We start from the raw sequence: 26,266 nt of genomic DNA, 5'->3' as shown, positions 1-26,266 counted from the left end.
TTTTTTCTGTTGACGTGCTGGACGTCACGTCTGGTCACGTTGATGTTGCGCTGAGGGCGCAAAAAGCCGAGTAAGCAGCGCCGAGGCTTCAGAGTCAACGCCCAAACCGGGGCATTCCGCATTCACCCTGTACTCACGGCACAAAAAGCCGAGTAAGCCGCGCTCTCATTACAGACTCAACGGCCGGACCAACCGCCGCGTGGCTCAGTGCTGGCCGTGCCCTGATCCCGACGGTACTTCCGTCGTGGTCACGACCGAACGCTCGCGCGTCGGCTCCTGCTGCTGCGTCTCCTTGACCGACGGAGACGCAGGAGCCGGTGGGACAGTCGGTGCCGGTGTGGTCACTGAGGGCGTCGTGACGGTCGGGGCGACGGTCGTGACGGTCTGCGCGGGCGCCGGGTTCTGCGTCGGAGACGCCACCGTGGACGGAATGACCGTGGCAGTCGCCGTGGGCGGGTTGGTGACGACGGGCTCGCTCGACGGCACAGTCGCGGTCGAGGTGGCCGTCGCCGAAGCGGTCGACGACACCGTGGACGGCGCCGAGGTGACTGCCGATGTCGAGGATGACGGCGACGAGGTGACCGTCGAGCTGCTCGACGCCGTCGACGACGCTGAACTCGTCGTCTCGGTCGGGGACGTCGATTCCGACGGCTGCGACGTCGAGGACGTCGGCGAGGTGGACGACGACGCGGACGTGCTCGTGTCCGACGTCGAGGTGGTCGACGTGCTGGATGACGAGCTCGACGACGACGTCGTCTCCACCACCGGTACCGGCAGCAGCGTCAGCGGCGAGGACGGCAGGACCGGCATCGGCTCCCCCGCCGGCGGCAGCGTGGCAGCGGGGTCCTGCTCAACCACCTTGTAGGTCAAGGCATTCCACTGCTTGATCAGCTGCTGTTTGTGTTCCGGGGCGTCGACGCTCTGGACTGTCGGGCTCAGCGCCTGCAGCTTCTCCTGCGCCTGCTGCCACTGGCCGTTGTCGATCAGCTGCTGCACCTGCTGCATTTCGGTCTGCGCGGCCAGCATGACCTGATCGTCGCGGCTGGCCTTGTCGGTGCCGAACATGGCCGTATGCAGGCCGTACAGCGAGGAGTCCGGTCCGGCCGTGTAGATCGCGGTACCGAAGCCCCCGAGGCACAGCAGCGCGGCCGCGACGGAGCCGACGATCGTCAGCGAGGTCCGGGACTCCTTGCGGTGCAACCCGTTCTGTAGAGCCGCCACCGCGTCGCGGGCCGTGACGGGCGTCGTCATCGCGGGTTCGCGGATGCTGTCGCGCCAGTCGGCGAGGAGAAAGGCCAGTTCGGCTTCGGTGGAATCCGTGGAGTATGCGTGCTGGTCGGCCGCGAGCGCGTCGAAGTACCGGTCGACCCGTCGAATCTCGTTGAGCGAGGGGTCTCCGCCGTTCGGCGACCACTGTCCGGAGTCAGGCATGGCCACGCTCCGTAGAACCGATCTCGGTCTTCAGCCGCGCCAGTGCCCGGTGCTGGGCGACGCGGACCGCACCGGCGGTGCTGCCGACGGCCTCGGCGGTCTCCTCGGCACTCATGCCGACGACGACACGCAGGATCAGGATTTCGCGCTGCTTCTCGGGCAGCACCGCCAGCAACCGGTTCATCCGGGCCGCCGCGTCGGCATCGATGGCCAACTGTTCGGGACCCAGTTCGGTCGACGGACGATCGGGCAGATCGTCGGTGGCTTCAGCCCGGTTGCGGCCCGCGGCACGATGCGCGTCAGCAACCTTGTGAGCGGCAATGCCGTACACAAATGCCAGGAACGGCCGTCCCTGATCCTTGTACCGCGGCAGCGCCGTGATCACGGCTAAACACACCTCCTGAGCCACATCGTCTGCGGAAACACCCTGTCGTTCGCCGACCCCGAACCTCGCGCGGCAGTACCGAACGACGATCGGGCGGATGGTTTCCAACACCTTGCGGAGCGCGTCGCGATTGCCGGCAACTGCATCAGCAACGACAGCATCGAGACCATCTCCCGAAAATGTCATCGTGGGCGCATTCTCCAGCGTTACGGACGAGGCGTTGCCGTGGTTGGTATGTCAGGACAACAGTAATGACTGCTGCGGGCCGTCAGACTCATCCCGCCCATCGCCCGCCGCGGTTTCGCACTGTCGCTGCCGCATTGTCGCGCATCTGCACCATCTCGTCCGGGCTGTGCTCGGCACTTCCGATATCGCTCAACAAGCAGCTCAACGCCCAGGTCAGCGGCACCAACCCGAACTGGTGGGTGCGTGCCAGCGCGGCATCGGCAACGCGGCGGGAGTCGTCGAACCGGCCCGCGCTGCACAACGCCGCCGCGTAGACGACGTCGGTCTTCACGGCGTGGCGCGGCGAGTCCAGGTCGCCGACGAGCTCCACCGCACCTTCGGCATGCGCGACGGACTCCTCGCCGTGGCCGCTGACCATGGCCAGTTCCGCTCCGACCCATGCCAGCCGGACCCGCTGACGCGGCACGCCGCTGTTCGCGGTGTCTGCCGCCGCCCGCTCGAGCAACCGGTGCGCCACACCGAACCGGCCGGCCCCGAGGGCGTCGGCGGCCAGCCCGACGAGCGCGTCGGCCCGCGCCTCCGCCGCGTCGGGCCGATGGGCGACCAGCGCCCAGGCCCGGCCGTCGGCGACCCGCGCCAGGTTGTGCCAGCCGAGTTGCCGGAGAAACGATGCGCGGGTGCTGTGCGCCAACGACAGCAAAGCACCCTGCCCCCGCCGGGCGACGGCATCGAGGTCGGTCAGGGCCGAGGCGTACCGGCCCTCACCGCCCGCCGCGACGGCACGCAGCCACAACTCGTCGGCCGAGTGCGCCGACGGCAGCGGCCAGCAAGGCAGATCGTTGCCAAAAGCGGCGGCACGGAGTCGGACGGCTGGCTGATCGACGGCGAGCTTCGTAGTACCGGTTGCGGTCATCGAGTCAGCACGGTATCAACGCCACCCCGGCGCGCCACCACGTTCACTCGCGCTGCGCGTCCGGAGACTTTCGTTAATAATGAATGCTCACCGTGTTAACAGCATGTCAATTACATTCATTTGGAATGAAAATTGACCGGTGCGATGATCTCTCGCGAACTGCCGAAACACGATCTTTTCGGCCGCGACAGATAATTTCAGGACCACCCGTTTCGTTTCCAAAGCATCGCGAAGATGAACGAGATGTAAATTCTTGACCTGCGGTTATGGGGTTTCGCACAGAGCGCGGCTATTGACGGAATTTGCCGAATCCTTCTACGTTGTGTGCACGAGTTGTCATCGGCGACAAGTTCTCGGGTCATTTGCAGATCGACGCGCACCCACAGATTGTCAATGGGATGCGCGGGGAGGAGTCATTCCCAATGCCACAGCCGCAGCAGCTTCCCGGACCCAACGCCGATATGTGGGATTGGCAGATGCACGGCACTTGCCGTGGTGTCGACTCCGCAGTGTTCTTTCACCCCGACGGCGAGCGTGGCCGCGCGCGTGCCCAGCGCGAAATGCGCGCCAAGGAGATGTGCCGGGCCTGCCCGGTGATCACCCAGTGCCGCTCACACGCACTGGCCGTCGGCGAGCCCTACGGCATCTGGGGCGGACTCAGCGAAGGTGAGCGTGAACTCTTGCTGAAGCGGGGCATCCGCCGCGCGTCGTAATCATCAGTCCGGCTCACCGTATTCATCGAACCAATAGGCAAGTTTCCCGCGGCGGCTCACCGCGCGCAGTCTGCGCTCGGTGGCCTCCCGCGTGGTGCTGGTACTCACGATGAGCAGTTCGTCGCCCGCTTCGATGCGGGTCTCGGGCTGCGGCACAAAGGTTTCACCCTTGCGGATGATCAGGGTGATGACGCTCGGATCGGGCAGCCGCAGCTCGAGCACCGTCACGTTGTGGAGCCGTGACCGCGGCAACACCGTGAGCGTCAGCAGCTCGGCGTCGAGCACGTCGAGCGGCGCCGATTCCACCTGTAGCTCGCGGGTGATGTCGCGGCGGATGAGCCCGAGCCAGTGCGCTATCGGCTTCAGGCTGGGTCCCTGGACCAGCGTGAAGACCACCACCAGCACGAACACGATGTTGAGCAGCCGGTGGCTGTCGGGCACCCCGGTGACGATGGGATAGGTCGCCAGCACGATTGGCACCGCACCGCGCAGCCCCGCCCACGACAAAAAGGCCTGTTCGCGCCAGGGCACTCGAAAACCGAGCAGCGACACCACCACCGAGAGCGGTCGGGCCAGCAGCAGCAGGACGAGACCGACGAGGATGGCCGCAATCAGGTCGCGGCCGAGCTGACTCGGGTCGACCAGCAACCCGAGCAGGACGAACAGTCCGATCTGCGCCAGCCAACCCAGTCCTTCGGCGAAGGACCGCGTGGCGGCCCGGTGCGGCAACCCGGAATTCGCCAGCACCAGGCCGGTCACGTACGCGGCGAGGAACCCGCTCGCGTGCAGCACCCCCGATGCCGAGAAGGCCACGATGCCCAGGCCGAATGTGGCCAGTGGGTACAAGCCCGAGGCCGGTAGTGCGATCCGACGCAGGGTGAGGGCACCGAGATAGCCGCACAGGACGCCGATCCCAGCTCCGGCGAGCAGTTCGTACACGAGGCTGAACAGCGCCTCCCCCGCGTCGAAATGCAGTGGGACCGCACTGAACATCAAGACCAGGATGACGGCCGGCGCATCGTTCAGACCGGATTCGGCTTCCAGCAGGCCCGCGAGCCGTCGTGGCAGTGGCAGCACCCGGAGCACGGAGAACACCGCCGCCGCATCGGTCGACGAGACGATGGCGCCCAGCAGTAGCGCAAGCTGCCAGTGGAGGCCGAGGAGCAGGTGCGCTCCCAACGCGGTGACCACCGTACTGATCGCCACGCCCAGGGTGGCCATCACCGCCGCGGGCGCCATGCTCTTTCGGACGTCACTGAAGTGGGTGGTGAGACCACCTTCGATGAGGATGATGGTCAATGCGGCCGTGCCGAGGTCGCGGGCGAGCGTGACATCGTCGAACCTCAGTCCGATGCCGTCTTCGCCCAGCAGAACCCCGACACCCAGGAACAACAGCAGACTCGGCAGGCCGGCCCGGGTGGCCAGTCTGGTGGCGACGATGCTGGCGAGCAGCACCAGGGCACCGACGAGCAGTACCCGGTTCATCTCCTCCAGCGTCATCCGATCCCCGTTCAGGTCAGTGGCCACGGCCGAGCCAAATGTATCCGCCGGTAGGTCACAATGACTGCGTGAGCACCCGGGGCATGCGCGTGGCGATCGCCGGCGCCGGCGCGGTCGGCCGGTCGGTGGCGCAGGAACTGGTCTCCAACGGACACAAGGTCCTACTGATCGAGCGCGACATCCACAAGTACGAGCCGCACACGGTCCCCGAGGCCGACTGGCTGTGGGCCGATGCCTGCGAGGTGGCCTCGCTCGAAGAATGCGGCATCGAGATGTGTGACGTCGTGATCGCCGCGACGGGTGACGACAAGGCGAACCTCGCGATGGCGCTGCTGGCGAAAACCGAGTTCAGTGTGCCGCGGGTCGTCGCGCGCGTGAACAACGTGGCCAACGAGTGGTTGTTCACCGACGACTGGGGTGTCGACGTCGCGGTGTCCACGCCGCACGCGATGGCCGCCGGGGTCGAGGGCGCCATCGACGTCGGCCACCTGGTGCGGTTGATGGGACTACGACAGGGCCACGCGAACCTGACGAAGTTCACGCTGCCGCCCGATAGTCCGTTGATCGGACGGACCATCGGCGACATGACCCTGCCGCCGAACACACTGTTGGTGACGGTGCAGCGCGGCAGCAGGATCATCGTGCCCAAATCCGGCGACAGCTTCGAGGACGGCGACGAATTGCTGTTCGTCGCAGACGAATCCGTCGACGGCGACATCCGCGACCTCATCCACGGCAGCTAGAGCGCGTAGCAGTACCTGCTCGTCGGCACCGAATCGAGATTGGTGTGGGCGCCGAAGCGCATCACGCTCTCGATCATCAGCGTCATGCGCCGCTGCAGTTCCGCATCGTCGCCCCCGCTGCCATAGAACGCGTGCACGTCGGTCATCGCCGCCATGTGGAACAGCTCCTCGACGATGGCGTCGACCCGGTCGGTGCCGTGCACCGTCCGCAGGACGCGGTTCTGGACGTAGCCGAACGTGTCCTGGGTGTCGATGGCGACGCTGGTGTGCTGCCCCTGCCAGATCTGGAGCCAGTCGGCCGGATCGAGATCGGCCGGGATGCGCAGGAAGCCGATCTGCGCCAATGCCGTTGTGCGAACGCCATTTTCCACGACGGGCGGGACCAGCCGCACCGTCTCCTCGACCTCCCAGCCGGCACTGCGCTGCGAGATCGCCGCCAGCAGGTCCGAAATGGGTTCCGGGTCAGTGCCGGGTTCGGTCCAGACGCTGACCACCGCCGACACCGGGCTGTCGAAGGTGGTGATGCGCAACATCGCCTCCGCGACGTCGGCGTCGTCGACGTTGACCTGCACCCGGGTGACGCCCGCGGCCCGCAGCATTGTGTGCAACTGCGCCGACTGCAGGGCGGTGTCCAGGCCGGAGCCCCACAGGGCGTAGATCAGCTTGACGGTGTCAGCCATGCTTGGCCGCCATCGGCTCGGCCTGCATGACTCCGCCGGCCTGGAGCCACTCGCCGACCGCGCGCGGTGCGTCGCGGACGGGGTTGTAGATGTCCTCCTCCGAGGAGAACAGGTTGTCGCCGGCGTATACGAGGCGGGTGATGTTGGGGAAACCGAACACCTTGCCCGGCTCGGTCGGATGGTCGAGGGCGTTGATGATCTCGGTGACGATCGCCCCGTTCTCCTCGTCGATCGCGACCCATGTGTGTGGGAATCGCATGTGCGGGAACGGCTTCATCACGCCGATGATCCATTCGCGGACTGCCTCGCGGCCGTGCATCTCGCCGTACGCGTGCTCGATGTAGTGGACATCTTCGGTGAACAGATCGGCGAACGGTCCCCAGTCCCCCGTGCTGGAACAGACCTCGACGACCTTGGTGTAGTGATCGAGCGCGGACATCAGCTCGTCCTGGGTGAATCGTGGCATGTACAGACCTCCAAGATGACTAGAATCAATTCCAGTTTCGGGACTCTACCCAACATCTAGAATTCGTTCCAGACCCAAAAGGAGCAGCCCCGTGGCACGAATCGCCGAACCACGCCCCGCCGCCGAGCCCAGCTCAGCCGTGCAGCAGCAGCGTCGTGACGCGATCCTGCAGGCCGCGGCGGCTCTGGCCGCGCAGAAGCCGGCCGACCAGGTACAGATGAACGAGGTCGCGCGCGCGGCCGGGGTCGCACTGGGCACGCTGTACCGCTACTTCCCATCGAAGACCCACCTGTTCGTCGGCCTCATGGCCGACCGCGTGGGCCGGATGCAGGACGGCATCCGACGCCGGAAGGCGCCGGCCGGGACCGCCGCCGATCGCGTGTTCGACGTCCTGTCACGCGCCACCCGCCCCATGCTGCGGCAACCCCACCTGACCGCCGCGATGCTCAACTCACTGAACACCGCCGATGCGACGGCCGTGGCCGAGGTGGGACACATCGACCGTCAGGTCCGGGACATGCTGCTGACCATTTGCGGTGTGGACGATCCAGAGCCACAAGATATTTCATTGATGCGCCTGGTCCAGCACACCTGGCACGGCATCCTGCAGTCCAGCCTCAACGGCCGGATCGACGCCGACGAGACCGAGAACGAAATTCAGCTGGCTTGCCGGCTGATCCTGGCTCCGCTGTCCGGCAGCGATTAGCCGCGGCCTAGGCTCGGAAGCAACCTTCGAAGTGACCGTTCTCGATGCCCGCGGTCTGCATGAACGAATGCGCGACGACTGGCCCGACCATCCGAAATCCCGCTTCCCGCAACGCCACTGACAGCCCGATGGAATCCGGGCTGGTCATCCTGCCGTCGGCCCAACTCGTGATTCGATGGCGCTGCCGCGGCTGATGCTGCCAGGACAGCCGGGAAAGCGAGCATGTCGACAGCAACCGGGCGTTGTGCACAGTGGCCTCGATCTTCCTCCGATTGCGAATGATGCTGGCATCCAACATCAATCGCTCGACATCGTCGGCTGTCATCGCCGCGACGGCCTCTGGGTCGAATCCGCGAAACGCGTTGCGTAGGTGTCCCCGCTTGTCGAACACGGCAGCCCAGGACAATCCGTTCTCGAAATATGTCAATGCGAGCAATTCGAACAAGGCGGCGTCGCCGTGCGTCGGCACTCCCCATTCGTGGTCGTGGTACGCCCTCAAATCCCGGCCGGTTTCGGTTGCCCATCGACATCTCGTCACACCGTCGGCGGCGGTGACCACAGTGGGGAGCTCCTCTGACATCCCGATGCCTGCCATCGCTCTCATCCCATGACCTGCTTTCAGACGCGCAATTTGGTCATGGTTGATGCCGCTTTCAGCGGTCCGAGGGCACTTCGGTGAATCCAGGCTCGCCCCCGTCGACGACGGAATTGAACCTGATCCGGGTATCCAGCCGAGTGATTTCCTCGATCGCTCGGTCAGGAAGCGCTGTGACATCGAAGTTCTCTGCGATCCGGGACGGGCGGACCGATGCGGTGATAACTGCGCTGCCGCGCTGAATACCCCAGGCCAACAACACCTGCGCCGGTGTTTTACCGAACTGCCGCGCCAGCGAGACGATCAGCGGGTCGTCGAGCAGTCGCGGTTCCAGAGCATGCCCCAGCGGCGCGAAGGCCAACAAGATGGTTCCATGCGCCTTGCCGAGTTCGTGCAACTCCCATTGAGGGTGGTACGGGTGCGACTCGACCTCGATAACCGCCGGCTTGATCCGCGCGAAATTCAGCACCTGCGCGGCCTTTTCGGCACCGATGTCCGAGAGGCCGATCGACCCGACAAGCCCTTCATCGACAAGGCTTTCCATGGCCGTCCAGGTTTCGGCCAAGGTGACCCCGTTGTCATAGATCACGTTTCCGTGGACATCGCGCGGATCCTGGTCGTCGCCTGGTTGGAACGCGAATGGCGTGTGCACCAGGTACAGGTCAAGCGCGTCCAGTCCCAGTCGATTCAGGCTGGCCTGCAACGCAGGCTTGACCCGTTCCGGGCGGTGATTGTTGTTCCAGAGCTTGCTGGTCACGAACAACTCTTCGCGGCGCACGGTGCCGTTCGCGAACAGTTCCTTGAGTGCCGCGCCGACCTGTGCTTCGTTGCGGTACCGCTCGGCAGCGTCGAGGTGGCGATAGCCTGCTTCAACGGCAGACTTGACCGCCGCTTCCGTCTTGGTGCTGTCGGACAACAAGGTCCCGAACCCGAGGGCCGGGATTGCGCCACTGCCGTTGTTCAACGGGAAGCGTCGCTGTCGTGGATCGTCGTTCATTGTCATGGTCGTGGTCTCCAATTTCATAGTGTGCGGATTCCGGAAAAGTGTTTGGGGGCATGGCGTTTCGAATTCAGCGACCGCCATCGGCACTCCCGTCGAGGATGGCGACCGCCTGAGCGGTGGTCCATACCGCGCTCGCCAGATATCGAAAGTTCACCAATGCAGCCAGATAGCCGTCGCCTTCGGGCAGCCGCGGACCCGCGGTGGCGTCCTTGACCACGGCGACTTCAAAACCCTGTTCAACCAGCTCACGCAGATGTCCCTCGACACACAGATTGGCGGCCATCCCTGCCAGGACCACCTGGCTCACTCCTCGCTTACGCAGTTGCAGCACAAGGTCGTTCGACTCAGGACCGACAATCTTGTGCGGCGAGGTGATGACGGTCGATCCGTCATGAATGTGGCGGCGATACTCGGGCAGGAAATCCGCACCGGATTCGGCAAATCCATCCATGGTGTAGGCACCGCTGCGCGCGAACATTCCGACGCCGCCCATGAACTGCTCAAGCGGATCACCGAACCGCCACTGCTTGTCGGTCGGATAGAAGTAGTGCGGAGACACCGCAACGGTGACTCCGGCCCGCTTTGCGGCCTCGAACAATTCGCCGATATTCGCGACGGTGTTGTTTTCCTCGACGCTTGCACCGAACACCGGCCACGACACCCCGCCCGGGCTGAGGAAGTCGATCTGCGGATCGGTGACGACGAGCGCCGCATGCGCAGGGTCGAGTACGAAGCCCGAACTAGGTAACGCGGGATGCGCCGGCTCGGCGTAATCGGTGTGGTCTGTCATGAGACGGCCTTCGTAATCGTTGGTTGCTGATAACCCGAACATAGATGACCGGTCGTCTATAAATCAAGAGCAGTCGGATGTGCTTTGCACGACAGCTCAGGTCAGCGCAGCAGCGCCGGCAGCGTGACAGCCTCGAATCGGTCGTAAGGCAAGCGACTGCGGGACACCTTGCCTCGCAGAGCAGCGCCCTCCCAAGCCTCGATCAGCACAGCCGCCAGTTCCGTCGCGGAGAGGTCGGCGTCGACGTCACCGGAACTCCCCTGCCCCATCCGCACACAATCGGCAAGAGCCTCGGACCAGCGGTCGAGAATGCGGGCCAGTTCCACCCGGACCGGTTCACTGGCCCCGCCGAGCTCCAAAGACATGTTGCCGACAAGGCAGCCGAGCAAGAAGTCCGCGGACTCATGCTCGTCGGCAAGCGCATGGAAAAACCTGGCGATGCGCTCGCGCGCCAATCCGTCACCGCCCAGCACCGGCAGTATCCGTGCCTCGATATCCGACCAGTAGTGCTCGAGAATCGCCACCGCGAGTGCTTCCTTGCTGGGGAAGTACGCGTAGAACGACCCCTTCGGCACACCCGCGGCGTCGGTGATCTCCTTGACGCCACTGGCCGCGAATCCGCGCGAGTGCACTAGCTCGAGCCCGGCGGCCAACAGTCGGCGGCGAACGTCGGGATTCGCTGGGCGTGGCATTCCCCAATATTAGCCGACCGGTCGGCTATCTTTCAGGACGCGACTGCCGATCGTACGAAGGCGGCAGCGCAACCGTGACGCCGCGGCTAACGTCGTCGCCGAGGCACGAGGGAGAACATCGATGCGCGACGACGACGTACATACCGCACTGAATCGACACTGGGCCGCATCCGATGCCAATGACTTCGTCGCCGAACACGAGATCTACCGAGACGACGCAATTCTCGAGTATCCGCAGTCAGGCGAGCGCATCCGCGGACGGCACAACATCCAGGCGTCGCGGACTGCACAACCCAACGCCAAGCACTTCGAGGTGCGGCGCATCATCGGTTCAGGTGACCTGTGGCTCACCGAGTTGGTGATGACGTACGACGGGCAACCGTTCTACACAGTGAGCATCATGGAGTTCTCCGGAAGCGAGGTCGTGCGCGAAACCCAGTACTTCACAGAGCCATTCGAGCCTGACCCATCTCGCGCCCAGTGGGTCGAACGAATGTGATGCCAACCGACCACGACGCGAACCACACCCCACACGAGGAGACTTCCATGACAACCCAACAGCCCGACCACGCTGCCGCGACGCCCGAAGGCACCGTCACCGTCGCCGAGGCCGGCGCGGGGACCTACACCCAGGAGATCATCGCCGGTGGACACCGACTGATCGCCGACGAGCCACGCCCGTTCGGCGACGACGCCGGACCGTCGCCCTACGACCTCCTGCTGTCCGCGCTGGGTGCGTGTACGTCGATGACGGTCCGGATGTACGCCAACAAGAAAGGTTGGCCACTCGAGCAGGTGCGAGTGTCCTTGCGGCACGCGAAGATTCACGCGAAAGACTGCGCCGACTGCGAGACGGACCAGGGCATGATCGACCACATGGACCGCGAGATCGAATTGATCGGCGACCTCGACGATGCTCAACGGGAAAAGCTGCTCTCCATCGCCGAACGCTGTCCCGTGCACCGGACGCTGACGTCGTCGGTGCACGTCTCTACTTCACTGAGGGCCTGATTCGGCTCAGGTGTGGCGCGCGGCCTCCTTCACCAACTGAACACGCGACTCGAGCCCCAATTTCGCGTACACGTGCGTGAGGTGTGTCTGCACCGTGCGCGGCGAGATGAACAGCCGGGCCGCAATGTCCTTGTTGGACAAGCCGTCACTGACCTGACGCACGACGTCACGTTCGGTCGGAGTCAGCGACTCCCAGCCGCTCGCCGGTCGTCTGCGGGCGCCGCGTCCGCGCTGAGCGAACGCGATCGCCTCGTCGTCAGATAGGGCAGCACCTTCAGCCCAGGCACTCTGAAAGCCTTTTTCGTCGAGCATGTGTCGCGCCGCCGCTTGTGCCGCCGCAACTTCGTGGTCGTAGATCCGGAACCGCACAATGCCGCCGCGCTGCCGCATCGCGTCGGCGGCACCGAGCAGTCTGGCCGCAAACTGGTGGTCACCGACGCCGACCGCAAGCTGGGCCAGTCGCTCAACGATGTCCGGCAGCCGGATGAATCCCCGTACCTGCGCTGCGATTGCGAGGGCTTCGTGGGCGTCGCGCTCGGCTTGTTCCAATTCCCCCTGCGCGATGGCGACGCGCGAACGTGCATGTAGGGCAACCATTTTGTGCCAACCCGAGACCAGGGCGACCGTGTCATCAGCCCAGCGCCGGGCCGCAGCAAGTTCGCCACAAGCCAACAGCGCCTCGGCCATTGGGTTGAGACTGCGAATAAAAGGCCGGCGCTGCGGCACCGTGCTCTGCCAACACGTTTCACACGCTGCCCTCGCGGCAGCGCCGTCCCCACCTGCCAGTGCCGTGAAGGCGATGACCGTGTAGATGGCATCTTCGGCCCAACCACCCATGGCTGCTGAGGTTTTGATCGCCACGTCGTTGCACGCACGGGCTTCGGCCAGTCGGCCCCGGAAAGCATGAACGTGCGCCAGTCCGATATTGGCCAGGCAGACCCGGAATCGCTCGTCCGAGGCGGTTCCCGTCGTCAGCGGGCGATGCGTTCGGTCAGCCTCGTCGAGCTCGCCCAGTGTGAACAGGGTGATGCCAAGCCAGCAGCGGATGTTCCATGACATGAATCGGTCACCCAGCTGATCAGCAAGGGTGAGCCCCTCTTCTGCAGCCGCCCGGCTGCCCGGGTCGCCGCCGAAGGGACCCGCAATTGCCTGAGTGAGCCGGATTTCGCAGAGGGTCCGCAGGTCGCCGCATTCTTTGGCCAGATGTGCGGCCTCCTCCAGATACGTTCGGCAGGTTTCCGTCTCGAGCTGAGTGAGAGTGAGATGGCCGCACGCATTCAGCACGGCGGCGGTCAGCGAACGGTCGCCGAGCTTCCGCGCGACCGACAGCGCCGAATGGACTCGCTCCACGCCGACTGGTGCCACATCCCACAGCGCCAGCGTCGCGTGGTCGGCCACGGCACGTATCCACACCTCGACGGGCATGTCGTCACCAGGCTCGTCCGCGAGCGCCGCATCGAACCACATGAGACCTTCATGAAATCGCGCCTGCGCCAACCAAAACGGTTGCAGCGCCGAGGTCAGACGCATCGCCGTCTCGGCATCGTCGGTTTCAAGACTCCAAGCCAAGGCTGCCCGCACATTGTCGAATTCGCCATTGGCCCAGTCGGAAACCAGATGTGGCGCGGTGCGCATCGCTCTTTCGGCGTAGTAGTTGCGGTGCCGGTCGCGTACCACCGCGGATTCACCGGACTCGCCAAGCTTCTCCAGCGCGTACTGCCGCATGGTCTCCAGCATGCGGTACCGCATGACCCCGGTGCCGTCGTCCGCGGCCACCAGCGACTTGTCGACCAACAGGCCAAGCTGGTCCAGTACCTGGTATTGCTCAACCGCGCTGGTCCCACACACCGCCTGCGCGGCCTCCAGATCGAATCCGCCCATGAAGACGCCGAGCCGGCGGAACAGCATACGCTCGGGTTCCGTGAGCAACCCGAACGACCAGTCCACCGATGCGCGCAAAGTCTGCTGCCGGCGCACGGCGGTGCGGGCGCCACCGGTCAGCACCCGGAAGCGGTCTTGCAGGCCCTCGACGATCTGGCTGAGTGACAGGGCACGCACCCGGGCAGCGGCGAGCTCGATCGCCAGCGGCATGCCGTCGAGCCGGCGGCAGATGTCGTGCACCCGTTCCGCGTTGTCGCCCGTCAGCCGGAATCCTGGACGGGCCTGCTGGGCCCGGTCGAGGAACAGCTCGACGGCTTCATCCTCCAGACCGAGCGACGGAACGCGCCAAATGACCTCTCCCGCAAGCCCGATGGGTTCCCGGCTGGTGGCCAGAATCGTCAGCTGCGGGCAGCCGGCGAGCAGCGTCATGACCAGGTCGCCGCAGCTGTCCAGGAGATGCTCGCAATTGTCCAGCAGCAGCAACACATCTCGGTCCGCAACAAAGCGGACCACGATCTCGACGAGCGAGCGGCCGGGCTGGTCAGGCAGCCCCAAAGTATGCGCGACGGTGACGGCGACCATCGCCGGATCGGTGATCGGAGCGAGGTCGACGTACCACACCCCGTCGGGAAACTCCGCGATCAACTGGGATGAAACTTCAACTGCCATCCGGGTTTTTCCGGCCCCTCCGGCCCCGGTGAGCGTCACCAGCCGATGGTCCGCGAGACTCTCGTGCAGTTGGGCCAGCTGTGCCCGGCGGCCGATGAACGATGTCAGCTGCGCCGGAAGGTTGTGCGCCCTGGCAGGTTTCGCGGTGCGAAGAGGCGGAAAGTCGTTGCTCAGGTCCGGATGGCAGAGCTGCATCACGTGTTCAGGCCGCGGCAGGTCACGCACGGGATGGCGACCCAGATCGGTCAGCCACACCGCGTCCGGCAGTCGGTCGATGACCAGATCGGCTGTGGTACCGGATAAGACGGTCTGGCCACCATGGGCCAGATCCCGTAGCCGCGCGGTGCGGTTGATGGTGGGCCCGATGTAGTTGGCCTCGTTGCGCAGCTGCACCTCACCGGTGTGGATACCGATGCGCAGCCGGATCGGGTCGAGCGCCGCCCGTTGCAGATCCAGCGCGCACGCGACGGCGTCACTGGCCCGCCCGAAGGCGATGACGAAGCTGTCGCCCTCCCCCTGCTCGAGAGGACGGGCGCCGTGGTGCGGCTCCACCAACCGGGCGAGCGTGCGATCCAGCGTCGCGAAGGCGGCCGTCATGTCGTCGGGCCGCGTCTCCCACAGCCTGGTGGAACCCTCGACGTCGGCAAGCAGCAGCGTGACCGTGCCGGTCGGTATCAGCTCGCCCATAACCAGGTCTCCGCAGTTCAGCAACGCCGCGCCAGTGTCGATCATGCTAATCAGAGTGCGCGCGCTCTACCGCCAGAACATCGTGACAACCGCGCAGAAGCGCCCGCGAGGGGGTCGTATACGACCCCCTCGCGGGCAAATGTGCGCGGTTACCCCGATGGTTGTCGCCGGCCTGCGTCCGATGCTCGATGCCATGACCATCGATACCTGCTTGCCCATGCTGAACTACCTACAGGCCCACCACCCAGAAGAAGCACATTGCGCCATCGCCTCCGCACGCAGGCACGGACCGATCACGTCCGGCCCGTTGGGGCTCGAGATCCTCAGCTACGACCTGGTGCGCGCCGTGCTGCGCGACCCACGCTTCGCCGTGGCACAACGCGCGGCCGCCGAAGCCCAGGGCGTCACCGAAGGTCCACTGTGGCAACGGATCACCTCACTGATTCTCGCCATCGACGGTGACCGCCATCACCGGCAGCGTCGGCTCGTGGCCAAGGCGTTCACACCCCGCGCGGTCGCCCGGCTGGATGCGGCGATCACCGAGGTCATCACCGACCTGCTCGACACGCATGTGCCCGCTGGCCGCTGCGACGTCGTCGCCGACATCGCGCGTCCGTTTCCTGTCCCGATCATCTGCTCACTACTCGGAGCGCCCCGTCAGGATTGGCAGCTGTTCTCCGATTGGGTCGGCCAGATCAGCAAGATGTTCGAGTTCAATCTCTCCGTCGATGGGCCGCGAATTCTGGCAGCCTGGCAAGAACTCGACGCGTATCTGGAACGCATGGTCGCCTGCCGTCGTCATGAACTGACAGACGATCTGATCTCCGAATTGATCCGAGCGGAAGACGACGGCGCCACGCTGGATCATGACGAACTGCTGGCATTGTCTGTCGCCCTGCTCGGTGCGGGCACAGACACCACCCGGAATCAGCTCGCGGCAGCCATCGACATCTTCTGCGACCACCCTGATCAATGGGCGCTCCTCGGCGCGCAGCCCGCGCTCGCTTCCCAGGCAGTAGATGAGGTGATGCGTTACCGCCCAATCGGATTCAGCCTGCCACGCGTTGCCATCGAGGACGTCGAACTGGCCGGAGTTCCCATCTCCGCAGGTACCCTGGTGTTCGTCAACACCGCGGCCGCCAACCGTGATCCGGCGGTGTTCCACGAGCCGGAGCGGTTCGACATCACCCGCGAAAACGCGACGGGGACACTCACTTTCGGCAACGGCGCACATTACTGCCTGGGCTCACATCTGGCCCGGCTGGAACTCACTCAGGCACTGAGCATCATGGCCCAACGCATGCCGAACCTGCGCCGCACCGGTCCGGCCCCATGGCCGTCGATGCTCGGTGTGATCGGTCCGAGCGCCCTTCCGGTGGCCTTCGGCAGGTTCTAACTCGCCGCCTGCGCAATGACGTGGTCCACTTCCGCAGCCCGGACGGCCATCTCGGCGTGGGCTTTGTCGAGCGCTTCGGCCTGATCCTCGTCCGCCTTCATCAGCGCCTCGATGTCCAGACCGGCCATGTCGAGCACGCCCATATCCGCAAACGCCGACTGCACCTTCGGGCCCCATAGCCCAATGTCCTTGACAATCGGCACAATGCGGCTGAACAGATGCGCGCGGAACTGCTTCATCATCGGCGCCGAGGTGTCGACCCACTCGGCACACGCCTTGACGTCGAGTCCGAGGGTCTCGAAAACCTCCTCGCCGCGGAACCGGTCCCGCATCAGATAGCAGGCGTCGACGACGAACTCTTCGCGTTCGTCCCGCTCGGCTTCGGTGAGTTGGGAGTAGTAGTCCTTCAACGAGATTCGGCCGAATGCGACGTGCCGCGCCTCGTCCTGCATGACGTAGGCCAACACCTGCTTGGCCAGCGAACCGGGCGCAGCCAGGTCGCGCTGCACCCCGAACGCGGCGAGGGCCAGTCCTTCGATGAGCACCTGCATGCCGAGGTAGGGCATGTCCCAGCGCGAGTCGCGCAACGTGTCCCCCAGCAGGGTGTTCAGGTTCTTGTTCATCGGGTAGACGAGACCGACCTTCTCCTGCAGGAATCGGGAGAACGTCTCGACGTGCCGGGCCTCATCCATGGTCTGCGTGGCCGCGTAGAACTTCGCATCGAGATCGGGCACGACCTCCACGATCTTCGCCGCGCACACCATCGCCCCCTGCTCGCCGTGCAGGAACTGCGAGAACTGCCAGGCCTGCGAGTGGCGCTTCATCTCGGCACGCCGTTTCTCGTCGGCCGACTCCCACATCGGGCTGCCGAACAGGGGATGGAACTCGTCGGGCAAGCCGATCGGGTTCATGGGGTCGACGTCCTGCGACCAGTCGATGCGCGACTGAGCGTCCCACTGCTTGTCCTTGCCCTTCTGGTACAGAGACAGCAGACGCCCGCGGCCGTCGTCATACTCCCAGGTGAAGCGCGCGTCGCCACCGCTCGGCACGTCCCAGGAGTAGGGCGTGGGCACTTCCGTGTACTTGTCCTTCGTGGTCACGAGCGGCCGCCTCTCTGCCCCGATGTGTCCAGATAGAAATATGGCTCACATCACAGTGCGCCGCGGACGGCCGAACCGTCAACTACTTGGTTGGGCGTTTCTCGATAAATGCCAACACGCCCTCAAGCGCGCTCGGATCCATCATGTTGCAGGCCATGGTCGATCCGGCGTCCGCATAGGCGGCTTCGATACCGACTTCGATCTGGCGGTAGAACAACGCCTTTCCCATCGCGACGGCGACGGCGGGCTTGGCGACGATGCTCGCGACGATCGCCCCGACCTCGTCGTCGAGCGCGTCCCGGGCCGCCACCCGGTTGACCAGTCCGAGGGCTTTCGCTTCGTCGGCCGAGATGAAATCGCCGGTCACGAGCATCTCGAAGGCGGCCTTGCGCGGGACATTGCGCGACAGCGCGACTCCCGGTGTCGCACAGAACAATCCGACGTTGATGCCACTGACGGCGAAGCGCGCGTCGTGGCTCGCCACCGCGAGGTCGCACATCGCGACCAGCTGGCACCCCGCGGCAGTCGCGATCCCATGCACCCGCGCGATCACCGGCACCGGCAGGCGCTGGATCGCGAGCATCACCTCGGTGCACTGCGCGAACAGTTCCTGGTAGTACTCCAGTGACGGCTCGGCGCGCATTTCCTTGAGATCGTGCCCGGCACAGAAAGCCTTGCCGGATGCCGCGAGCACGACGGCCCGCACTGTTCCGTCGGCAGCCAGCGCGGCGAACGCCTCCGCCAGTGCTGCGAGCATCGCCTCGGACAGCGCGTTGAAGGCCTGCGGGCGGTTCAGCGTCAGTGTGACGACACCACGGTCATCGCGGTCGTGCCGCAGCAGCGGTTCGCTCATGCGCGCGCACCCACCAGGAAATACGTTGTCATGGGCCCCTTGCCTTTGACGTCGACCACCGTCGGGTCGCTGAATTCGTAGCGGTTCTCAAGCAGCGTGTGCGTCGACTCGGACACCTGAATACGGCGCGGACGGCCACTCGACTCCATGCGGCTCGCCGTGTTCACGGTGTCGCCCCACAGGTCGTAGATGAACTTGCGCTGCCCGATCACACCCGCCACCACCGGGCCCGACGAGATGCCGATCCGCATCGAGATCGGACTCGGCCAGCTCGATGCCAGGCGGTCGACGGCGCGTTGCATGTCGAGTGCCAACTCGGCCATCGATGCCGCATGGTCATCGTCGGGGTTGGGCAGGCCCGCGACGGCCATGTAGGCGTCACCGACCGTCTTGATCTTCTCGATGCCGCGCTGATCGCAGAGCTCGTCGAAAGCCCGGAACATCTCGTCCAGCAGCTGCACCAGCGCTTCCGGCGTCAACGTCTCGGACACCGGGGTGAAGCCGACGATGTCGGAGAACAACACGCTGACACTCGCCGCCGAGTCGGCAATGGTCATCGCGCCGTCGCGCAGCCGGTCAGCGATCGAGGCCGGCAGCACGTTGTACAGAATCTCTTCGGTCCTGGCCTGCGCTTGCTCGACTTCCCGCTGCCGAAGGAAGTCGATACGCCGCAGCCGGTCCAACGCATAGGCGGTCAGGAGGCTGATCGCCGCCAGTCCCCCGATCTGCGGCACCATCGTGCCGAGGTCCTCCAGACTCCCCCGGACGCCCGGCAGCGCCAGGCACACCGCGACGAATACTGCGGTGTTGGCCAGCGCCGCGTGCATACGCAGCCGCAACAGGCCGACCGCACCCAGGAGCGTGACGGTGGCAGACGTCATCAGATACGTGGTCGGGAAATCGCCGACGCCGGCCAGCACGGGTACCAGCAGCACCTGGACGATGGTCAGCAGTACGACGATGGCAACCTGCAGATGGTCCTGGATCGTTCGCACCCGGCGGAGCGCCACGATCCCGAGGAGGAAGACGCCGATGGTGGCCGCCCGGACGATCAGCGCGCCGGGGACGAAACCGCGCAGGACAAGGAAGTCCACGCCCGCGTACACGATGGTGAACAGGATGCCGACCACTTGCGCGAACGTCGCCGCTCGCAGCCCGTTCGCGTCGTCATGCGCCCGGAACTCCCGCTCGGAGTCGGCATCGTCGAAATCCAGCATCCACTTGCGCATGTGAAGTTGGGCATGGCGCTGCTGCACCCAGCACCGCACCGCTTGCGCACCCACAGGGCGAAAATAGCGGAGTCCCGGGCAGATCGAGGCCGCTATTCGACGATGTCGCCGCGGTAGCGCTCGAAAAGCGCCAGGAATTCCGCTCTTTCGGCATCAGCGACGCCGTTCTTGAGCAACGCGGCGTCGGCGTGCTTCATGTTGGCTTCCCATTCGGCACCCGAGATCGCCAGTCCCGCATGGGAGGTCAACATGTCACGGCCGATGTAGTGGCACGGCCCGCCGGTCAGCAAGCACATCTGATCAACGAGCAGTTGCCGTGCCCGCATATGCGAATCGGCACTGCGGCCCGACCCGAAACGCGCGAACGCCGGGTCGGCACGCAACAAGGCGAACATGTCGTCGATGATGGCCGCGATCACGTCGTAGCCGCCCAGCCGCCGGTACAGCGATGGCGTCGTCTCGGTCATGTTGCCCTCCTCTGACGCAAGCATCGCGCCAGCCCTCACGTTGATCACAAAAGACTTAATTCTGCCAACCGTGCATTAAATCCTGCCGAGTGGAATGGCCCTGCCGCACAACCGGTTTCAACCATCAGAGCACCACAAGAACCGAAGAAGGGGTTCAAAATGAAGAAGTTCGGCTTTGCCACCCTGATCGCCTCGAGCATGACCGCCGCCGTGCTGGGTCTGGCCGTCCCCGCGCAGGCCACCACAGGAACCCCGATCGGTCCCCACTACGGCGTCGACAACCACGACAACACCTACACCACCAACGGGTTCTACGACCAGGCGTTCTGACCCGACTACGAAATCACCCCCGGCCCAACAGGACCGGGGGTGATTCGTTGCAACTATCTAGTGGGCGTGGCCGTGGTGGCCGTGCCCGTGATCGGCTTCCTCGGCCGGCTTCTCCACGACGGCCGTCTCGGTCGTGAGGATCATCCGGGCCACCGACGCGGCGTTGAGCACCGCGGACCGGGTCACCTTGGCCGGGTCGACGACACCGTCGGCCAGCAGGTCACCGTAGGTCAGGGTGGCGGCGTTGAAGCCGTGCCCGGCGGGCAGCTCCGACACCTTGTTCACCACGACGGGGCCGTCCAGGCCGGCGTTGGTGGCGATCCAGTACAGCGGGGCCGACAGCGCCGAGGAGAAGACCTCGAGGCCGATCAGCTCGTCGCCGGTCAGCGAGCCACGCAGGCCATCCAGAGCGGTGCGAGCCTGGACCAGAGCGGCGCCACCACCGGTGACGATGCCCTCTTCCACCGCGGCCTTGGCGGCGGCGACGGCGTCCTCGACGGCTTCCTTGCGCTTCTTCAGGTCGGTCTCGGTGGCGGCGCCGACCTTGATGACGGCCACGCCGCCGGCCAGCTTGGCGAGGCGCTCTTCGAGCTTCTCGCGGTCCCAATCCGAGTCCGACGCCTCGATCTCGCTGCGCAGCTGCGCCTTGCGACCGTCGATGGCTTCGGCGGTGCCGCCACCGTCGACGATCACGGTGCTGTCCTTGCTGACCACGACGCGACGGGCGGTGCCCAGCACGTCCAGGCCGGCCTCGCGCAGGACCAGGCCCACGTCGGGGTTGACGACCTGACCACCGGTGACGACGGCGAGGTCCTCCAGGAACGCCTTGCGGCGGTCACCGAAGAACGGCGCCTTGACCGCGACAGCCTTGAGGGTCTTGCGGATGGCGTTGACGACCAGGGTCGACAGCGCCTCGCCCTCGATGTCCTCGGCCACGATCAGCAGCGGCTTGCCGGCCTGGGCGACCTTCTCCAGCAGCGGCAGCAGGTCGGGCAGCGAGCTGATCTTGTCGCGGTGCAGCAGCACCAGCGCGTCCTCGAGGACGGCTTCCTGGGCGTCGAAGTCGGTGACGAAGTACGCCGACAGGAAGCCCTTGTCGAAGCCGACGCCCTCGGTGACCTCGAGCTCGGTGTTCAGGGTCGAGGACTCCTCGACGGTGACGACGCCGTCGGCACCGACGCGGGTCATGGCCTCGCCGACCAGCTCGCCGATCAGCTCATCGCGCGACGAAACGGTCGCGACCTGGGCGATGGCGGTCTTGTCGGACACCGGCGTGGCGGCGGCCAGCAGGGCCTCGGACACCGCGTCGGCGGCCTTCGAGATGCCCGAACCGAGCGCGATCGGGTTGGCACCGGCAGCGACGTTGCGCAGGCCGGCCTTGACGATGGCCTGGGCCAGCACGGTCGCGGTGGTGGTGCCGTCGCCGGCGACATCATTGGTCTTGGTCGCGACGGACTTGACCAGCTGGGCGCCCAGGTTCTCGAACGGGTCTTCCAGGTCGATGTCGCGGGCGATGGTGACGCCGTCGTTGGTGACCTGCGGGCCGCCGAAGGCCTTGGCCAGCACGACGTTCCGGCCACGCGGGCCGATGGTGACGCGGACTGCGTCGGCAAGCTTGTCGACACCGGCCTCCATGGCCCGGCGCGCAGCTTCGTTGAATTCAATCTGCTTGCTCATAAGAGCCTTTCGCTGATACGCATACCGCCCCGGACATCACCCGCACATGCATGCGGGGACGACCGGGGCGGGACACGAATGCTTACTTGGAGACGACGGCCAGCACGTCGCGAGCCGACAGGATCAGGTACTCCTCGCCGTTGTACTTGATCTCGGTGCCGCCGTACTTGCTGTAGATGACGGTGTCGCCCTCGGCAACGTCCAGGGGGATCCGCTTCTCGCCGTCCTCATCCCAGCGGCCGGGGCCAACTGCGACGACGGTGCCTTCCTGCGGCTTTTCCTTGGCGGTGTCGGGGATGACCAGACCGGAAGCGGTCGTGGTCTCGGCCTCGTTGGCCTGAACGAGGATCTTGTCCTCGAGTGGCTTGATGTTGACTGCCACGATGGAAGCCCTCCACTTGGTTGGTATGTCGATCCAGGGCCAATCCCCGGATGCCAGGTTGTTCGGCAAGCGTCCTGACCACACACCGTCGTCGCGGGTGCCGGAGCGCGGTTGGCCGCGTGCCACCTAGCACTCTATACACGCGAGTGCTAGCGCTCAAGGGTGGGGCAGTGCCGGATGAGTCCAACTCGCTCAGGGCTGAAATGCCCGTTCGACGGAGCAGGGCGGAATGCCTGGCTAGAACGACGCGGCCAACGGCGCCGTGTGCCCGACGAGCTCGATCGCAACGCGGTGACCCGACCTGATCGCACCCTCCATCAGGCCGAAGAATTCCGGACTGGTTTCGGTACCCGCCCAGTGGACGTGGCCGTGTGGGGTGGTCCTGGTCGGGCCGAGCTGCAACCAGTCCCCCACACCGAACAGCGCGGCGTAGCAGCCCTTGCTGTACTTCTCGCTGGGCCAATCGGTCACCGTGCAGGACGTGGGCGGCGGCAATTGAGGGAAGAGCCGGGCGACGTGAGCCAGTGCCGCTTCCTGCTGCTCGTGTTCGGAGAGCGCCGAGAACGCCGACGCGGCCGCGCCGGTGACGAATCCGGTCAGCACGCCCGCGGGCTCATCCGCGGGTGAATCGTCGACCGTGGACAGCAGTGGCCCGTCGGAACTCATCGACCACCCCGACAAACCGAATTCGCGCCAGATCGGCGTCGGATAGCCCAGGTGCACCTTGACAGCGCATCCGCGGCCCGTGACCTTCGTCGCCCGCGGCGCGCGCAGTGCAGGGCAGAACGCGATCCGCTGCGCCAGCAGTGGCGGCACGGCGACGATCACCTCATCGGCAACAAACTCGGACCGGTGGCCATCGTCATCCGAAATCGCTTGCACGACAACCTCATCAGAGGTCTGATCGATGACGCATACCGGGTGTCCCAGCAGGACCCGGTCACCAAGTCGTTCCGCAAGCACCTCACACAACTGATGCGAGCCGCCTTCGATCCGCCACTGCTGCGCGCCCCCTTCGAAGGCGTTGAGGTAGCGAATCCCGCCGCCTGATCGCAGATAGAAAGCCATGTGCAGCACCGAGATCTGCGCCGGATCGGCGGCCATCATCTCGCCGAGGAACAGGGGGAAGAAGGTCCGCGCGTCCAGATGGGGGGCCTGATCGGCAAGCCAGTCGGCCGCCGACAACCGGTCCAGAGATTGTGCCTCGGCGCTCAGCCATGGTGCCTCGCAATCGATCTGGGCCACGAGGTCCTCGAGCCGATCGAACAGACCGCCCAGCGCGACCGCATCGAGCGGCGGCATCCGGCCCGACGTCGTCGTGCGATCACCGGACATCAGGAAGGTGCTGTCCCCCGTCATCTCGGTCGACGTCAGCGGAAGGCCGTACTGGCGCACCATGGCCAACAACTCGGTGTGACGGATGCCCAGATAAGCGGCGCCCGCGTCGGCGACGACCCCTCCGGACACCGGGACACCGTGCATCCGGCCACCCACCCGGTTGCGGGCCTCCAGCACGACGACGTCCACGCCGGACTCCGCAAGGTCCACTGCAGCTGTCAACCCGGCCAAACCGGCTCCGACCACAACAACGCGCATGCCGTCTCTCCTCATGCCATTACTGCCGTTATCCGGCCGAATAGTCCTGCTGACGAAGGGTTTTCGACAAAGTCGCCGTACGTCAGCTCCGGCCCGATCTCCCGGGCGATCGCGCTGAGCACCCGAATCGCGAGCAGAGAATCGCCGCCCAGTTCGAAGAAATCCGAATACCGGTTCAACTCCTTGCCGTCGAGCACCCGACGGAAGATCTCGACGATGTCGTCGACATTCACCATGTGGTCGACGTACATGGGGCTGGTCACAGCCAACGCCGTTCGGCCACATGGGTGCGTGGCGTGGCGGGGAACATCTTTCGGCCCGCCAGCTGGAGCCTGCCGATCGGCGCCGCTTCGATGGACGCGCGGACCGCAGGCGCCTGGCCTTTCCGGTGCGCCTGTTCGGCGCTCACCACCCACACCGGAGGGCCACCGGTGACCGGGTAGATCACCCAGCGCGCGTCGGCACCGCCGTCGGCTTCTTCGGTCGCCCCGATCAAAACCACGAAGAACTCATCGTCGACGGTCATGCGGTTGCCCGCGACACTCACGCGAAAATCTGCCGCGCGCAGTGCCTCACAGGCCTGACCGATCGCCGCAATGCCCGCGACAACCTTCGCCAGTTGCCCGGCTGCGCTGGCATCCCGATTACCCCGGAGCAACTCCTCCGATGTCAGATCGATTGCTGTACCGTTGATTTCGCGCATGGCCATGACCTCCCGCCGAAGACTTCGATCGGACCGCACAGCGGATCGCTACGCTCCAGGGAAGAGACAGCTAATGCATGGAGGCTTTGCTGTACCGCGTGTCAGGAACCAACTATCCGATACTCGGGACCGGAGCGGCCATAGGCCATCGGAGCGAAGTTTCGATCCGGACCGGTCTAGTCCTCTAGATCGCTCTCGGTGAAGACGACGGTGCGGAAGCGCGCCGCCGCCTCGGCACGAGTGCTCACTCCGAGCTTATGCAGCAGGTTGTGCACGTGATTCTTCACCGTGTGGATCGCGATACAGAGCTCATCGGCGATATCCCGGTTCGATAGGCCCTTTTCGAGCATTCGGAGGATCTGGGCCTCCCGCACGGTAAGGACCAGATCCTTGGCCGCCGGGTGGCGCTGGGTGGCCAAGGCCGACAACCGCCGCATCAGGATTGCTGACACCCGAGGCGAACACGATGTCTCGCCATCGGAGACTCGCTGAATGAGTCCGCGCAGGTCGCTCAGCGAATCCGTACGAAGGTGATAGCCGGCAACACCGGCTTCCGCGCACGCCACGATGCCGGTTTCGTCGTCCTCCGCCATACCCAGGACGATGACTTTCGAGTTCGGGCAGATTTCGAACGTCGCGCGCAGCAACATCGCACTGTCTCGAGTGTCGAGGTTGACCAGAACCAGGCTCGGGCGACTCTCGGTCAAGGCAGTGAGCAGAGACTCGAAGTCCCACGCCACGCCGGGTTCCGGTGCGCCGTCCGCCGCGAACTCTGCGGCCAGATACTCGCGATACAGCGTGCAGTCATCGACGATCAGTAATCGTGACTCACTCGGAAGCTGCGTCTCGTCGCGAGAACCGACAGTGTGTAACCCCACCAATCCCGACCGGGATTCACGGCCCGGTCGGACACCCTTGGCAGCGCCGCTCGACAAGTCGGCCGCAACACCGATCGAGCTGCAGCCCGTGCGGCGATAGACCCGCTCGGTGTGACCGGCCGGCGAAACGTCGCCGGCGTCTCGCCGGACCGGAACCGGGTCCCACAGCTGACAGCGTTCCGCCGTCGCGTTTGCCAGAGACGAGCGGTAACTCGCGATTCCTACGCCCATGTCATGTCTCCCAATACCTCGGAGTACGCGCGGTGGGTTCCACGTACGAACATTGTGAGCGCATCGCGGCGAGTTGTCACGATATGCAAATATCATACATGCACGTAAAAGTTTGCTGGAGTATCGATTTTGGCACCGCCGCGCCAAATCTGGCAAACTTTCACCAGGCGCTGCACGCAAGGAGTCCCCGGGTCGGCTCGGACGATAATCACAGGTAGGATGGGAACTGAAGCCTGATCTAAGAATATAGCCCCGGCCGAACACCGAAAACTCGCGATCACCGAACGTACGGTTTGCTACTAAAAGCATATTTGCTTGATATTGACGGTGGCCGCATGTAGCGAATAACGCTGACAGGGTCGCGCTGACCCGA

At 65.2% G+C, this 26,266-nt stretch carries 28 protein-coding genes; 7 read left to right on the top strand and 21 right to left on the bottom strand.

Features of this window, described 5'->3' with window-relative positions:
* Positions 1 to 204: 204 nt before the first annotated feature.
* From EB75_RS23175 to EB75_RS23165, 3 genes are all read right to left on the bottom strand, one after another.
* Positions 205 to 1,431, bottom strand: a complete 1,227-nt coding sequence (locus EB75_RS23175) for an anti-sigma-D factor RsdA (RefSeq protein ID WP_073697630.1) — start codon at positions 1,429 to 1,431, stop codon at positions 205 to 207.
* Positions 1,424 to 2,002, bottom strand: a complete 579-nt coding sequence (locus EB75_RS23170; RefSeq protein ID WP_073697596.1) for a sigma-70 family RNA polymerase sigma factor — start codon at positions 2,000 to 2,002, stop codon at positions 1,424 to 1,426. Before EB75_RS23170 ends, EB75_RS23175 begins: the two co-directional genes overlap by 8 nt.
* 88 nt (positions 2,003 to 2,090) lie before the next feature.
* Positions 2,091 to 2,915: an HD domain-containing protein gene (locus tag EB75_RS23165; protein WP_073697595.1), complete on the bottom strand. Its 825-nt coding sequence runs from the start codon at positions 2,913 to 2,915 to the stop codon at positions 2,091 to 2,093.
* A gap of 422 nt (positions 2,916 to 3,337) precedes the next feature.
* Between EB75_RS23165 and EB75_RS23160 the strand changes: the two genes are divergently transcribed.
* Entirely contained in the window at positions 3,338 to 3,628 is a 291-nt protein-coding gene (locus tag EB75_RS23160) for a WhiB family transcriptional regulator (protein WP_043396841.1), read from the top strand.
* Between the two features lie 3 nt (positions 3,629 to 3,631).
* Here the strand turns inward: EB75_RS23160 and EB75_RS23155 are convergent, their stop codons facing one another.
* Positions 3,632 to 5,128, bottom strand: coding sequence for a potassium/proton antiporter (locus tag EB75_RS23155; protein ID WP_073697594.1), 1,497 nt, complete (start codon positions 5,126 to 5,128; stop codon positions 3,632 to 3,634).
* 83 nt (positions 5,129 to 5,211) lie between these two features.
* Between EB75_RS23155 and EB75_RS23150 the strand changes: the two genes are divergently transcribed.
* A complete protein-coding gene (locus EB75_RS23150) occupies positions 5,212 to 5,871 on the top strand; it encodes a potassium channel family protein (RefSeq protein ID WP_073697593.1) in 660 nt (219 codons plus the stop codon).
* Here the strand turns inward: EB75_RS23150 and EB75_RS23145 are convergent.
* Together EB75_RS23145 and EB75_RS23140 are read right to left on the bottom strand one after the other, a co-directional pair.
* Positions 5,868 to 6,551: a hypothetical protein gene (locus EB75_RS23145; protein ID WP_073697592.1), complete on the bottom strand. Its 684-nt coding sequence runs from the start codon at positions 6,549 to 6,551 to the stop codon at positions 5,868 to 5,870. The two genes, EB75_RS23150 and EB75_RS23145, sit on opposite strands and share 4 nt — an antisense overlap.
* Positions 6,544 to 7,017, bottom strand: a complete 474-nt coding sequence (locus EB75_RS23140) for a nuclear transport factor 2 family protein (protein ID WP_073697591.1) — start codon at positions 7,015 to 7,017, stop codon at positions 6,544 to 6,546. The genes EB75_RS23145 and EB75_RS23140 overlap by 8 nt, the downstream gene beginning before the upstream one ends.
* Before the next feature lie 91 nt (positions 7,018 to 7,108).
* On the opposite strand from EB75_RS23140, the gene EB75_RS23135 reads away from it, so the two are divergent.
* Positions 7,109 to 7,723, top strand: a complete 615-nt coding sequence (locus EB75_RS23135) for a TetR/AcrR family transcriptional regulator (protein WP_286150300.1) — start codon at positions 7,109 to 7,111, stop codon at positions 7,721 to 7,723.
* Between the two features lie 7 nt (positions 7,724 to 7,730).
* On the opposite strand, the gene EB75_RS23130 is transcribed toward EB75_RS23135, so the two are convergent.
* The 4 genes from EB75_RS23130 to EB75_RS23115 all read right to left on the bottom strand — a co-directional run bounded on the left by EB75_RS23130 (position 7,731) and on the right by EB75_RS23115 (position 10,803).
* A complete protein-coding gene (locus EB75_RS23130) occupies positions 7,731 to 8,327 on the bottom strand; it encodes a DNA-3-methyladenine glycosylase I (protein WP_217267726.1) in 597 nt (198 codons plus the stop codon).
* A 49-nt stretch (positions 8,328 to 8,376) separates the two neighbouring features.
* A complete protein-coding gene (locus EB75_RS23125; protein WP_217267725.1) occupies positions 8,377 to 9,336 on the bottom strand; it encodes an aldo/keto reductase in 960 nt (319 codons plus the stop codon).
* Between the two features lie 52 nt (positions 9,337 to 9,388).
* A complete protein-coding gene (locus EB75_RS23120) occupies positions 9,389 to 10,111 on the bottom strand; it encodes a cysteine hydrolase family protein (protein WP_073697590.1) in 723 nt (240 codons plus the stop codon).
* A gap of 101 nt (positions 10,112 to 10,212) precedes the next feature.
* Positions 10,213 to 10,803, bottom strand: a complete 591-nt coding sequence (locus tag EB75_RS23115; protein WP_073697589.1) for a TetR/AcrR family transcriptional regulator — start codon at positions 10,801 to 10,803, stop codon at positions 10,213 to 10,215.
* A 121-nt stretch (positions 10,804 to 10,924) separates the two neighbouring features.
* Between EB75_RS23115 and EB75_RS23110 the strand changes: the two genes are divergently transcribed.
* Together EB75_RS23110 and EB75_RS23105 are read left to right on the top strand one after the other, a co-directional pair.
* Positions 10,925 to 11,302 (top strand): nuclear transport factor 2 family protein, encoded by a 378-nt coding sequence (locus tag EB75_RS23110; RefSeq protein ID WP_073697588.1) that lies wholly within the window; start codon positions 10,925 to 10,927, stop codon positions 11,300 to 11,302.
* Between the two features lie 47 nt (positions 11,303 to 11,349).
* On the top strand, positions 11,350 to 11,814 hold the full coding sequence (locus EB75_RS23105; RefSeq protein ID WP_073697626.1) for an OsmC family protein: 465 nt from the start codon (positions 11,350 to 11,352) through the stop codon (positions 11,812 to 11,814).
* A gap of 6 nt (positions 11,815 to 11,820) precedes the next feature.
* Here EB75_RS23105 and EB75_RS23100 read toward each other — a convergent pair whose 3' ends face one another.
* On the bottom strand, positions 11,821 to 15,051 hold the full coding sequence (locus EB75_RS23100; protein WP_073697625.1) for a helix-turn-helix transcriptional regulator: 3,231 nt from the start codon (positions 15,049 to 15,051) through the stop codon (positions 11,821 to 11,823).
* Positions 15,052 to 15,208: 157 nt separating this feature from the next.
* Between EB75_RS23100 and EB75_RS23095 the strand changes: the two genes are divergently transcribed.
* Entirely contained in the window at positions 15,209 to 16,447 is a 1,239-nt protein-coding gene (locus EB75_RS23095; protein ID WP_286150298.1) for a cytochrome P450, read from the top strand.
* Here EB75_RS23095 and EB75_RS23090 read toward each other — a convergent pair.
* From EB75_RS23090 to EB75_RS23075, 4 genes are all read right to left on the bottom strand, one after another.
* Positions 16,444 to 17,547: a ferritin-like domain-containing protein gene (locus tag EB75_RS23090; protein WP_073697587.1), complete on the bottom strand. Its 1,104-nt coding sequence runs from the start codon at positions 17,545 to 17,547 to the stop codon at positions 16,444 to 16,446. The two genes, EB75_RS23095 and EB75_RS23090, sit on opposite strands and share 4 nt — an antisense overlap.
* Before the next feature lie 82 nt (positions 17,548 to 17,629).
* Complete coding sequence (locus EB75_RS23085; protein WP_073697586.1) at positions 17,630 to 18,400, bottom strand: enoyl-CoA hydratase; 771 nt, start codon at positions 18,398 to 18,400, stop codon at positions 17,630 to 17,632.
* Positions 18,397 to 19,683, bottom strand: coding sequence for an adenylate/guanylate cyclase domain-containing protein (locus EB75_RS23080; RefSeq protein WP_073697585.1), 1,287 nt, complete (start codon positions 19,681 to 19,683; stop codon positions 18,397 to 18,399). The genes EB75_RS23085 and EB75_RS23080 overlap by 4 nt, the downstream gene beginning before the upstream one ends.
* Positions 19,684 to 19,721: 38 nt before the next feature.
* The gene (locus EB75_RS23075) at positions 19,722 to 20,096 is read right to left on the bottom strand and encodes a group I truncated hemoglobin (protein ID WP_073697623.1); all 375 of its coding nucleotides are present in this window, start codon (positions 20,094 to 20,096) and stop codon (positions 19,722 to 19,724) included.
* Between the two features lie 159 nt (positions 20,097 to 20,255).
* Between EB75_RS23075 and EB75_RS29420 the strand changes: the two genes are divergently transcribed.
* Positions 20,256 to 20,426, top strand: a complete 171-nt coding sequence (locus EB75_RS29420; protein ID WP_168176106.1) for a hypothetical protein — start codon at positions 20,256 to 20,258, stop codon at positions 20,424 to 20,426.
* A gap of 57 nt (positions 20,427 to 20,483) precedes the next feature.
* Here the strand turns inward: EB75_RS29420 and groL are convergent, their stop codons facing one another.
* From groL to EB75_RS23045, 6 genes are all read right to left on the bottom strand, one after another.
* The gene (groL, locus tag EB75_RS23070; protein ID WP_073697584.1) at positions 20,484 to 22,103 is read right to left on the bottom strand and encodes a chaperonin GroEL; all 1,620 of its coding nucleotides are present in this window, start codon (positions 22,101 to 22,103) and stop codon (positions 20,484 to 20,486) included.
* Positions 22,104 to 22,185: 82 nt separating this feature from the next.
* Complete coding sequence (groES, locus tag EB75_RS23065) at positions 22,186 to 22,488, bottom strand: co-chaperone GroES (RefSeq protein WP_029367666.1); 303 nt, start codon at positions 22,486 to 22,488, stop codon at positions 22,186 to 22,188.
* 234 nt (positions 22,489 to 22,722) lie between these two features.
* Positions 22,723 to 24,081 carry a flavin monoamine oxidase family protein gene (locus tag EB75_RS23060; protein ID WP_073697583.1) on the bottom strand — a complete coding sequence of 453 codons (1,359 nt, stop codon included), beginning with the start codon at positions 24,079 to 24,081 and terminating at the stop codon, positions 22,723 to 22,725.
* 11 nt (positions 24,082 to 24,092) lie between these two features.
* The gene (locus tag EB75_RS23055; protein WP_286150297.1) at positions 24,093 to 24,344 is read right to left on the bottom strand and encodes an acyl carrier protein; all 252 of its coding nucleotides are present in this window, start codon (positions 24,342 to 24,344) and stop codon (positions 24,093 to 24,095) included.
* Positions 24,341 to 24,784, bottom strand: a complete 444-nt coding sequence (locus tag EB75_RS23050) for a hypothetical protein (RefSeq protein WP_142239771.1) — start codon at positions 24,782 to 24,784, stop codon at positions 24,341 to 24,343. Before EB75_RS23050 ends, EB75_RS23055 begins: the two co-directional genes overlap by 4 nt.
* A 176-nt stretch (positions 24,785 to 24,960) precedes the next feature.
* Positions 24,961 to 25,893, bottom strand: a complete 933-nt coding sequence (locus EB75_RS23045) for a LuxR C-terminal-related transcriptional regulator (protein WP_083612522.1) — start codon at positions 25,891 to 25,893, stop codon at positions 24,961 to 24,963.
* Between the last annotated feature and the right edge of the window lie 373 nt (positions 25,894 to 26,266).

It is taken from the genome of Mycobacterium sp. ST-F2 (assembly GCF_001905655.1).
In the GTDB taxonomy this organism is placed as follows: domain Bacteria; phylum Actinomycetota; class Actinomycetes; order Mycobacteriales; family Mycobacteriaceae; genus Mycobacterium.
Note: the sequence above shows the minus strand (reverse complement) of the source record. Positions and strands in the feature narration are given on the sequence as shown.

What these genes read in the sequence shown, in the direction of transcription:
- EB75_RS23175 (WP_073697630.1), bottom strand. Translation starts at nt 1,431, where the DNA reads ATGCCTGACTCCGGACAGTGGTCGCCGAACGGCGGAGACCCCTCGCTC.
- EB75_RS23170 (WP_073697596.1), bottom strand. Translation starts at nt 2,002, where the DNA reads ATGACATTTTCGGGAGATGGTCTCGATGCTGTCGTTGCTGATGCAGTT.
- EB75_RS23165 (WP_073697595.1), bottom strand. Translation starts at nt 2,915, where the DNA reads ATGACCGCAACCGGTACTACGAAGCTCGCCGTCGATCAGCCAGCCGTC.
- EB75_RS23160 (WP_043396841.1), top strand. Translation starts at nt 3,338, where the DNA reads ATGCCACAGCCGCAGCAGCTTCCCGGACCCAACGCCGATATGTGGGAT.
- EB75_RS23155 (WP_073697594.1), bottom strand. Translation starts at nt 5,128, where the DNA reads ATGACGCTGGAGGAGATGAACCGGGTACTGCTCGTCGGTGCCCTGGTG.
- EB75_RS23150 (WP_073697593.1), top strand. Translation starts at nt 5,212, where the DNA reads ATGCGCGTGGCGATCGCCGGCGCCGGCGCGGTCGGCCGGTCGGTGGCG.
- EB75_RS23145 (WP_073697592.1), bottom strand. Translation starts at nt 6,551, where the DNA reads ATGGCTGACACCGTCAAGCTGATCTACGCCCTGTGGGGCTCCGGCCTG.
- EB75_RS23140 (WP_073697591.1), bottom strand. Translation starts at nt 7,017, where the DNA reads ATGCCACGATTCACCCAGGACGAGCTGATGTCCGCGCTCGATCACTAC.
- EB75_RS23130 (WP_217267726.1), bottom strand. Translation starts at nt 8,327, where the DNA reads ATGAGAGCGATGGCAGGCATCGGGATGTCAGAGGAGCTCCCCACTGTG.
- EB75_RS23120 (WP_073697590.1), bottom strand. Translation starts at nt 10,111, where the DNA reads ATGACAGACCACACCGATTACGCCGAGCCGGCGCATCCCGCGTTACCT.
- EB75_RS23115 (WP_073697589.1), bottom strand. Translation starts at nt 10,803, where the DNA reads ATGCCACGCCCAGCGAATCCCGACGTTCGCCGCCGACTGTTGGCCGCC.
- EB75_RS23110 (WP_073697588.1), top strand. Translation starts at nt 10,925, where the DNA reads ATGCGCGACGACGACGTACATACCGCACTGAATCGACACTGGGCCGCA.
- EB75_RS23105 (WP_073697626.1), top strand. Translation starts at nt 11,350, where the DNA reads ATGACAACCCAACAGCCCGACCACGCTGCCGCGACGCCCGAAGGCACC.
- EB75_RS23100 (WP_073697625.1), bottom strand. Translation starts at nt 15,051, where the DNA reads ATGGGCGAGCTGATACCGACCGGCACGGTCACGCTGCTGCTTGCCGAC.
- EB75_RS23095 (WP_286150298.1), top strand. Translation starts at nt 15,209, where the DNA reads ATGGTTGTCGCCGGCCTGCGTCCGATGCTCGATGCCATGACCATCGAT.
- EB75_RS23085 (WP_073697586.1), bottom strand. Translation starts at nt 18,400, where the DNA reads ATGAGCGAACCGCTGCTGCGGCACGACCGCGATGACCGTGGTGTCGTC.
- EB75_RS23075 (WP_073697623.1), bottom strand. Translation starts at nt 20,096, where the DNA reads ATGACCGAGACGACGCCATCGCTGTACCGGCGGCTGGGCGGCTACGAC.
- EB75_RS29420 (WP_168176106.1), top strand. Translation starts at nt 20,256, where the DNA reads ATGAAGAAGTTCGGCTTTGCCACCCTGATCGCCTCGAGCATGACCGCC.
- groL (WP_073697584.1), bottom strand. Translation starts at nt 22,103, where the DNA reads ATGAGCAAGCAGATTGAATTCAACGAAGCTGCGCGCCGGGCCATGGAG.
- EB75_RS23060 (WP_073697583.1), bottom strand. Translation starts at nt 24,081, where the DNA reads ATGCGCGTTGTTGTGGTCGGAGCCGGTTTGGCCGGGTTGACAGCTGCA.
- EB75_RS23050 (WP_142239771.1), bottom strand. Translation starts at nt 24,784, where the DNA reads ATGCGCGAAATCAACGGTACAGCAATCGATCTGACATCGGAGGAGTTG.
- EB75_RS23045 (WP_083612522.1), bottom strand. Translation starts at nt 25,893, where the DNA reads ATGGGCGTAGGAATCGCGAGTTACCGCTCGTCTCTGGCAAACGCGACG.